This is a genomic window from Photobacterium sp. SKA34 (genome assembly GCF_000153325.1).
Lineage (GTDB): Bacteria > Pseudomonadota > Gammaproteobacteria > Enterobacterales > Vibrionaceae > Photobacterium.
This window is the reverse complement of record NZ_CH724142.1, coordinates 602,029-608,617: the sequence shown is the minus strand read 5'-3', so window position 1 is coordinate 608,617 and position 6,589 is coordinate 602,029. Positions and strand designations below refer to the sequence as shown.

Annotated in this window: 9 protein-coding genes; 7 read left to right on the top strand and 2 right to left on the bottom strand. The window is 41.5% G+C overall.

Annotated elements, in window-relative coordinates; genetic code table 11:
- Both tnpB (SKA34_RS11730) and SKA34_RS11725 read right to left on the bottom strand, forming a co-directional pair.
- Nucleotides 1-181: IS66 family insertion sequence element accessory protein TnpB (tnpB, locus tag SKA34_RS11730; RefSeq protein ID WP_006645743.1), on the bottom strand; the 181-nt coding region annotated here is incomplete at its 3' end.
- Nucleotides 178-498, bottom strand: a complete 321-nt coding sequence (locus SKA34_RS11725) for a hypothetical protein (RefSeq protein ID WP_004998436.1) — start codon at nt 496-498, stop codon at nt 178-180. The genes tnpB (SKA34_RS11730) and SKA34_RS11725, both read right to left, overlap by 4 nt.
- A 225-nt stretch (nt 499-723) precedes the next feature.
- Here SKA34_RS11725 and SKA34_RS11720 point away from each other — a divergent pair, with 225 nt between their 5' ends.
- From SKA34_RS11720 to SKA34_RS11690, 7 genes are all read left to right on the top strand, one after another.
- Entirely contained in the window at nt 724-1,038 is a 315-nt protein-coding gene (locus SKA34_RS11720) for a hypothetical protein (RefSeq protein WP_157044487.1), read from the top strand.
- A 76-nt stretch (nt 1,039-1,114) separates the two neighbouring features.
- Nucleotides 1,115-1,435, top strand: a complete 321-nt coding sequence (locus tag SKA34_RS11715) for a hypothetical protein (RefSeq protein ID WP_004998436.1) — start codon at nt 1,115-1,117, stop codon at nt 1,433-1,435.
- Nucleotides 1,432-1,785 carry an IS66 family insertion sequence element accessory protein TnpB gene (tnpB, locus tag SKA34_RS11710; RefSeq protein ID WP_006643801.1) on the top strand — a complete coding sequence of 118 codons (354 nt, stop codon included), beginning with the start codon at nt 1,432-1,434 and terminating at the stop codon, nt 1,783-1,785. The genes SKA34_RS11715 and tnpB (SKA34_RS11710) overlap by 4 nt, the downstream gene beginning before the upstream one ends.
- A gap of 59 nt (nt 1,786-1,844) precedes the next feature.
- Nucleotides 1,845-3,392: an IS66 family transposase gene (locus SKA34_RS11705; protein WP_006645741.1), complete on the top strand. Its 1,548-nt coding sequence runs from the start codon at nt 1,845-1,847 to the stop codon at nt 3,390-3,392.
- A gap of 209 nt (nt 3,393-3,601) precedes the next feature.
- Nucleotides 3,602-4,045, top strand: coding sequence for a GNAT family N-acetyltransferase (locus SKA34_RS11700; protein ID WP_006645740.1), 444 nt, complete (start codon nt 3,602-3,604; stop codon nt 4,043-4,045).
- 89 nt (nt 4,046-4,134) lie between these two features.
- A complete protein-coding gene (locus tag SKA34_RS11695; protein ID WP_086004118.1) occupies nt 4,135-4,896 on the top strand; it encodes a PhzF family phenazine biosynthesis protein in 762 nt (253 codons plus the stop codon).
- 461 nt (nt 4,897-5,357) lie between these two features.
- Nucleotides 5,358-6,566, top strand: a complete 1,209-nt coding sequence (locus SKA34_RS11690; protein ID WP_006645738.1) for a NupC/NupG family nucleoside CNT transporter — start codon at nt 5,358-5,360, stop codon at nt 6,564-6,566.
- The last annotated feature ends 23 nt before the right edge of the window (nt 6,567-6,589 follow it).

The window sequence follows — 6,589 nt, the reverse complement described above, 5'->3', positions numbered from 1 at the left end:
TATCCCAGTACAACACTTTGATTTTGTCGCGCTGTTTATTGGTAAACAGGAATAGTGCGCCGCTTCCCAAGGGTAAATCGGTGTCACTTTCGATAATCGCCGCGAGGCCATTGATGGACTTTCTAAAATCGACACTCTCACGATACAGATAAATATCTGGTGCACTTAGCATATGTTTCATGACAAGGCTCCAATGAGTTCTGCCAGGTAGGCAGCGGGCGTGCCTTGAGGAATACTCAGCTCAACGTCGTTGACAAAAAGTGTCATATTCGCGGTAGGTATTTGCGTCATATGGTAACGTGTTGTCTGCTCTACAACGTTTGCTTTGACGAAGCCGTTAGTCTGTGGTGTTTGAAGGTGTGTTAACTGTTGGCGTTTGGCATGAAACGTGGAAAGACTTAATCCGTGATGTTCACAAAAAGCACGTTGAGTGAGTTGGCTGGATTCATAGCACTCAAACAAAGTCTGCCATTCTTGATTGGTACGTCGTGTTGCCATTTTAAATCTCCTTTGGATTGGAGATTTGATCTTATTCTTCGAGTAAAGTGATTAGAATGCGGTGTTTATGGCACGCTTACGATCGAACAAAAACTCTTTTCCGATTTGAATAGATTTGCTTCAAGAAAGTCTCTTAAGATACATACATCAGGTGTATGGTTATTTGGGTACGCGAATAAAAAGGATTTAGTTGAGTTTAATTTTAAGCCGTTTGATAGTGTTAAATTGGACGTTGAAACATTAGAAAAGGCTCTATCTGACAACTGGCATATCGTCTATTGCCCCAGCATCATTTACGGTGGCGAGTCCTGCCAACTCAAACGAATCATTGCAGAAAAATCTAATTCAGCAATAGAGGTTGCTATTCCAAGTAAGGGGTATAACCAGTATGTACATGTTTTAGATGTAGCAAATTATTATTTATTCTTAACACAAAATACCACCTTAACAGAAAGGCAGCATTTTATTGCAGAGACCAAAGGATATACTCCAGAACAGTTTGCAAGCCTATTAGTCACTCATGGTGTAGTTCAACAGTAAGCGTGCCATAAACACCGCATTCTAATCACTTTACTCGAAGAATAAGATCAAATCTCCAATCCAAAGGAGATTTAAAATGGCAACACGACGTACCAATCAAGAATGGCAGACTTTGTTTGAGTGCTATGAATCCAGCCAACTCACTCAACGTGCTTTTTGTGAACATCACGGATTAAGTCTTTCCACGTTTCATGCCAAACGCCAACAGTTAACACACCTTCAAACACCACAGACTAACGGCTTCGTCAAAGCAAACGTTGTAGAGCAGACAACACGTTACCATATGACGCAAATACCTACCGCGAATATGACACTTTTTGTCAACGACGTTGAGCTGAGTATTCCTCAAGGCACGCCCGCTGCCTACCTGGCAGAACTCATTGGAGCCTTGTCATGAAACATATGCTAAGTGCACCAGATATTTATCTGTATCGTGAGAGTGTCGATTTTAGAAAGTCCATCAATGGCCTCGCGGCGATTATCGAAAGTGACACCGATTTACCCTTGGGAAGCGGCGCACTATTCCTGTTTACCAATAAACAGCGCGACAAAATCAAAGTGTTGTACTGGGATAAAACAGGCTTTGCACTTTGGTATAAACGCCTTGAAAAAGCCAAGTATAAATGGCCGTCAAAAGAGAAAAATGACGTGTTTACCCTGACTCAATGCGAGCTTGATAGACTGCTTTCTGGCTTCACGATTATCGGCCATAAACCCGTTCAAATAAACGATTTTACAATGACTTAATCGATAATAAAGCTATATCCACCAAGCGTTAACGGCATGACTTTAGTATAATAAATGCCATGAAAAAGACGCCAAATATCAACCCAGAAAGCCAAGATGTTGCCGAGCTACAAGCGATGGTGAAAGAGTTGTTGGCGTTGCAAAAACACAGCGAATCTCAGTGGAAACAAGAGCGTCAATCTCTGCTTGAGCAACTCAAACTGGCTTTCGACCGCCAGTTCGCAAAACGCTCGGAGGCGTTAAAGCCCTACGATGAATCTCAAGGTGACCTCTTCAACGAAGCGGAATGTGAAGCCGCTAAGGAAGAAGAGGTTGAGGTTACGACGACCACCACAACCACAACGAAGAAACGCGGTAAGCGTAAGCCTCTTCCAAAGACCTTACCTCGTGAAGTTATCGAACTTGATTTAGACGACCATGAAAAGCAGTGTGCATGCTGCAATCATGACCTGCATAAAATCGGTGAAGACAGCAGTGAAAAGCTGGAGTTTTCGCCAGCCGTACTCAAAGTGCTGGAATATGTTCGCCCTAAATATGCTTGCCGCCAGTGCGAGCAAACTGAAGACAGCAATCACATCGTTCAAAAGCCAGCACCGCAAAGCATTATCCCGAAGAGCTTTGCCACAGAAAGCTTGCTTGCCAACATCATTCTTGGCAAATACCAGTACGCGATGCCACTTTACCGCCAAGAGTCGCTGTTTACCCAGTCGGGAATCGAGCTATCACGAACCACTATGGCCAGATGGGTTATCCAAGTTAGTGAGAAGTTCAAACCACTCTATGCCGCTCTAAAAGAGCACCTACTTCAACAAGTGGTGTTCCAGGCGGATGAAACGCCACTCAATGTTCTCAAGGAAGAAAAACAGTGTTACATGTGGCTCTACTGCTCGGGCGCAGACTCGCCAGAAGCCGCACTCCCCAATGTGAAGAATATTGCCTTGTACGACTATCAAAACAGTCGCGCGAGGGCATGCCCTGTTGCCTTCTTGGGGGATTACAGTGGTTATCTACAAACCGATGGCTATGGTGCCTATGATGGTCTTTATCACGTCACCAATGTTGGCTGCATGGCACATGCACGGCGAAAGTTCATGGAGGCTAAGAAGCTTCAAGGTAAAGGTAAGTCAGGCAAAGCAGATAAAGCGCTGGCCAAAATCCAGAAGCTCTATGGGATAGAATCGCGCTTAAAAGGTGCGACTGTCGAAACACGAAAAGCAGAACGTCAACTGCATAGCAAACCGATACTGGACGAGTTGTACGAGTGGATGACATCTCAACAAGTGATAGCGTCTAGCCCGCTGGGTAAAGCGATAAAATACACGCTCGGCCAATGGCCGAAGGTGATCCGCTATATCGATGACGGTCACTTATCGATAGACAATAACCGCGCTGAACGCGCAATTAAACCGCTGGTCATTGGCAGAAAGAACTGGTTGTTCTCGAACACGCCAAATGGTGCTGATGCGAGTGCGATGCTTTACAGCATCGTCGAGACTGCGAAAGCCAACGGCCTTATCCTCTACGACTACATGGTCAAGTGCATGAAAGAGCTCGCGAAAGCTGAGCCCGATATCGATGCACTCCTACCTTGGAACCTCAAACACTAACAAATATCGCCCCGTGGGTTCATGGGGCGTTTACGTTCAACACGCAATTAAGGTCAGCTGGTTGGAGTATGAAGAAAAGTATGATTCATTGTCCGTGGATGTTGATAAGTTAAGTTTGGATTTACCCATAAGCCAATATTTCTCAGCTAGCCACAAGATTGCAGACTACATTGCACAATACTTGTAACAAATGCGTTTAACACAAATATATGAATATTCAATTAAAACAAATCGAAAGAGATGATTTTGAAAGTCTATTTTCTATTGTGAAACAAGGGCTTTATACGCATATTGATGACGTTTTTGGTTGGTGTGATGAGTTTCAGAACAATCGTTTAAAAAATGACTATGGGCCGCATTGGTTTTATTGGATTTATCTCAATAAGATACAAGTTGGGATGTTATGCTTCAAGCCTTACGAGAACGCACTTCATGTACATTTACTGATTGTGTTTCCAGAATACCAAAACCAAAAATTGGGTGAAAGGGTAATGAATATGATTCACGAGATAGCGAGAGAGCAAGGGCGTAGTCACGAAACCTTATCAAGCTTTACGAGAAATGTGTCAGCAGTAAGGTTTTACAAATCTCTTGGCTATAAAGTGACTGAAAGCGATGAAAACTTCCTTTCATTATCCCTTCAAGTTTCTTAATACAAAGCGTTATAGCAAGTATGGCGCGGCTTCGGTATAGCGTGTCTTAAGCCTTACAAGGCGTTAAATGGTAAAGAGGGTGGTGGATTATCAAATTATATATTTATGATGTGTTTAGTGGTGAATTGGCTTCTGGTAACCCCTGTGGTGTATTAGAGCTAGATAGCTGGCTTTCTGATGAAGAATTACAAAAAATAACTTGTGAAGCAGGGCTACCAGTTACCTCTTTTGTTATGGAAACGAATGGACAATTTCACATACGCTGGTTTTCATTGGATGGAGAAATTAACCTGTGTGGTCATGGAAGCTTAGGGGCTGGTGCTGCGATCATCTCTAAGTACAAACTCGACAGTGTACTTTTTAACAGCAAATACGGAAGCGTCTCAATTGCTAAAAAGAGTGGTGTATATACTCTTGAGTTACCTAGTTGGAAAGGTAAAATATGTGTTGTTCCATCAGAAATATCGGACTTAACTGTGGATGCTATTGAGGTGTTTTCAACTCGAGACTTAGTTTTAGTCTTACCTTCTATAGAATCTGTAAGAAGCTTTAAACCTGATGATATGCGCTTTAAACAGCTTAGTAAGTATCATGCTTTAATTGTGACTGCAGCGAATGGTGAAAATGGGTACGTATTAAGATATTTCGCACCCAAAATTGGTATATCTGAAGATCTGGCAACAGGTTCAGCCCAATGTTCTTTAGCTCCATATTGGTTTGACAAACTTAACTCAGATTCACTTCAGGTACATCAACTTTCGTCGTCAGGTGGCTATTTTGGCGTAAGGCGTATTTCAGGTGACTCAATTGTATTGTTAGCAAATGCAAAACTGCGGGAAATAGCTGTTTAGTAAAACATTTGAGGATTCCAGATATAATTTGATTTAAACGACTTAGAGCCTTGATTCTATATTTCTTTGCCCTGCTTTGAGCCAGTAGTGGAGGGCAGTTCTCACTATTTCCTCTCAGCAATAAACTGGTAATGTTAACTAGGAATAAGTAAAGCTGGCCTAAGTAATAGATTGTCTTGTAATGAATTAGTCTCTCTTGTTGAAAATAACAGCACAGATATGCTTGTTAAATACGCGGATATTTTCGATTTTATTGCATTAAAGCAAATTATTTTTTTTATATGGAAATAATAAAGCAGCGTTTAAAGCTAATGTATTGATATTTAAATGTGTATTTTGTTATTGGTTCAATATATTTAGAAGTATCACTCTCTGAGTAACAACTCACTAACAATGTGATATTGCTTGTATTTTTAATGCAAATACAATGCAACCCTCTTTTGGGTAACAACAAAGATCTCATGATTGCTTTATTAGGTATATTCGTTCTACTTTTACTTGCGTTTTTTATATCAACAGATAGAAAGCGTATTCCTGTAAAAATGGTGTCTATCGCGTTTTCGTTACAAGTACTGTTTGCTTTAATTGTTTTATATATCCCCGCGGGTAAAACAGCACTACAAGCTGTCAGTAATGGCGTAACGTACGTAACCGATTACGGTAAAGATGGCTTGTCATTTTTATTTGGTGGTTTGGCAACAGGTAGTATCGGCTTTGTATTTGCCGTTAATGTACTTGGTATTATTATTTTCTTTTCTGCTCTGATTTCTATGCTGTATCACGTAGGCATTATGCAGAAAGTCGTTAATATTTTTGGTGGCGCGCTACAACGTATTTTAGGCACGGGTCGTGCTGAATCATTATCTGCGGGTGCAAATATTTTTGTCGGCATGTCTGAAGTCCCACTGGTTATTAAACCGTACTTAAAATCTATGGATGATTCACAACTCTTTGCGGTGATGACATGTGGTTTGGCTTCTGTTGCAGGTTCTACGATGGTGGGTTATGCCGCTGTTGGTGTTGATTTAAATTACTTGATTGCCGCTGCGTTCATGTCTGCGCCTGCTGGTTTATTAATGTCAAAAATCATTATGCCACCAAGCGAGAATAAGCTACCAGCCAATGAAATTACCAGTGTTGAAATCCCTAAAGCAACCAATGTAGTTGAAGCGTTAGCTGATGGTGCAATGTCTGGCTTGCGTATGGCGGTGACTATTGGTGCAACATTGATTGCTTTTATCAGTGTGATCGCATTATTTAATGGCTTGCTAGGTGATATAGGTGAGTTCTTTGGTATTCATGGCTTAACGTTCCAAATGCTGATTGGTTACTTGTTTGCCCCCGTTGCGCTTTTACTGGGTATTCCAATGAGCGAGGCGGTAACAGCGGGTTCATTAATTGGTCAGAAAGTGTTGATGAACGAGTTTGTTGCTTTCATTGATATGATGAATGTGCAAGATACCTTATCGCCACACAGCCTTGCTGTTGTTACTTTTGCATTATGTGGTTTTGCAAACATTACAACGCTGGCTATTTTGATTGGTGGTATGGGAAGTCTAATTCCTGAGCGCCGTTCGTTTATTGCTAAATATGGTATTCGCGCCGTTGCGGCAGGTGTACTCGCAAACTTAATGAGTGCAGCAATTGTAAGTATTATTTTATTGCTCTAGTAGCAGAGTAAAAAATAGTATTG